Source organism: Pseudoalteromonas piscicida, assembly GCF_002744175.1.
In the GTDB taxonomy this organism is placed as follows: domain Bacteria; phylum Pseudomonadota; class Gammaproteobacteria; order Enterobacterales; family Alteromonadaceae; genus Pseudoalteromonas; species Pseudoalteromonas piscicida_B.
This window is the reverse complement of sequence record NZ_NKHF01000180.1, coordinates 1-203: the sequence shown is the minus strand read 5'-3', so window position 1 is coordinate 203 and position 203 is coordinate 1. Positions and strand designations below refer to the sequence as shown.

Genomic DNA, 203 nt, shown 5'->3' with positions numbered 1-203 from the left:
CACTCGGTTTTACCACGCTTTTAAATTCGCTTACAACTTCCAAATTATTAAAACAATCAAAAGAAAAAGCACTACCTACTCTTTTCCGGCCCGGTCCAGAGGTCGGTGGTTCAGATCCACTCGGTTTTACCACGCTTTTAAATTCGCTTACAACTTCCAAATTATTAAAACAATCAAAAGAAAAAGCACTACCTACTCTTTTC

The 203-nt window shown here is 37.9% G+C and carries 1 protein-coding gene; it reads left to right on the top strand.

What is annotated here, in order from left to right; all coding sequences use genetic code 11:
• On the top strand, positions 1-203 hold a 203-nt coding region (locus CEX98_RS23150; RefSeq protein WP_206780907.1), incomplete at both ends, for a hypothetical protein.